Source organism: Oleiphilus sp. HI0067 (assembly GCF_001635735.1).
Genome location: NZ_LWFI01001484.1, coordinates 1 through 1,218, shown reverse-complemented (window position 1 = coordinate 1,218; position 1,218 = coordinate 1). Strand labels below are relative to the sequence as shown.

Here is a 1,218-nt window from a genome sequence, read left to right as displayed (position 1 = left end):
TGCATTTTCGATTGCTTGTTCTTCACTAATGTGAGTTGACTCTTCTACAGCATAAGTTAAAGCTCCTAAAACGCTAGCGGCAACAAAAACGATACTGCCTAAAATTTTATTCTGCATCGATAGCTCCTGACCTGTTATAAGTTATTGATTAAAATTAGAACTGTCCAATCCCCGAACTTTTACCTACCCCGACTAAGGGAGCCTTGATCTCAGCTTAGCTTCCATTACCAATCTGATCACTAAATTAAAACCTACTAAACCGAATGTGAATGAAATGTGCACGAGCGCTCTAAGTCTGATCAGCAACGAACGTATTTGTTCACTCTTTGTTCATATTTAGAAAGTTACTATGATTCCATTGTTCAATCAATGAGGCTTAAAAATGAAATGTTTTTTACCCTCTACAGTACTATTTTGCTGTTCATCAGTGGTGGTACTAAACCTTGCCAATGCCAACGAAGTTGACTTACGGTCAACTCCATTTAGTAATTATCTGCAAGAAAGCTTTGATGATTATTTAAAAGAATGAACAGCGTTTCAAATAGTGATTTGCCATAAGGGAATCTTGGTGATTGTCCTGCTTCAACCACTTTAATGATGTGCATAGACAGAACGGTTAAGCCGATATTCATCGCTGAATAAACGGCATCAAATAGGATCATGCCAGAGCCGCTGACGATGCCTAATACCAATCCAAAAACGGCAAAGAATGTTGATGCAAATACTGAGAGTAAGAGAAGTCTTTGTTCGCTCATGATGAAAAGTACTCGCTCAAAAACTCTGGAATGATGTGCGTTTTAAAATGCTCATAATATGCTGATTCGAATTGTGCTTGATTCCAGGTCCTGCCGAATGTGATCTCTGAAGAGCCAGCTTCATAGCATTCTACGTCAATGATGCTGTTGCTATTCTTGCAGATAGCGGTGACAGATTTACGAGCATAGATACCTTGATCAACGCACTCGTAAGCGTCTAATAAATTTAAGGTTTCTGGGTCAACGTTGTATAAAATTTTTCCGGTTACGGAAGCGTTTTTATCGGGTACGATAATTGGAGAAGACCCAAAACCTTCTTTTAATAAAATGCAGCGGCGATAACCATGTAATGTAGCTGGCGTCATTTGCCATTCCTTCTTGGTTAACTGCGCGAGAAGTTCGGGATACATTAATGTGCCGTATGCAAAAATATTCATGGTCTTCAATGCTTAAGGGTTGTAGT

The 1,218-nt window shown here is 39.1% G+C and carries 2 protein-coding genes; both read right to left on the bottom strand.

Annotated features, from left to right (window positions below; translation table 11 throughout):
* Positions 1-482: 482 nt before the first annotated feature.
* Positions 483-755 (bottom strand): cation transporter, encoded by a 273-nt coding sequence (locus A3739_RS24145; protein ID WP_068502880.1) that lies wholly within the window; start codon positions 753-755, stop codon positions 483-485.
* Positions 752-1,192: a gamma-glutamylcyclotransferase family protein gene (locus tag A3739_RS24140; protein WP_068478918.1), complete on the bottom strand. Its 441-nt coding sequence runs from the start codon at positions 1,190-1,192 to the stop codon at positions 752-754. Before A3739_RS24140 ends, A3739_RS24145 begins: the two co-directional genes overlap by 4 nt.
* Between the last annotated feature and the right edge of the window lie 26 nt (positions 1,193-1,218).

Coding starts and splice junctions, on each gene's coding strand:
- A3739_RS24140 (WP_068478918.1), bottom strand. CDS start 1,192: ATGAATATTTTTGCATACGGCACATTAATGTATCCCGAACTTCTCGCG.
- A3739_RS24145 (WP_068502880.1), bottom strand. CDS start 755: ATGAGCGAACAAAGACTTCTCTTACTCTCAGTATTTGCATCAACATTC.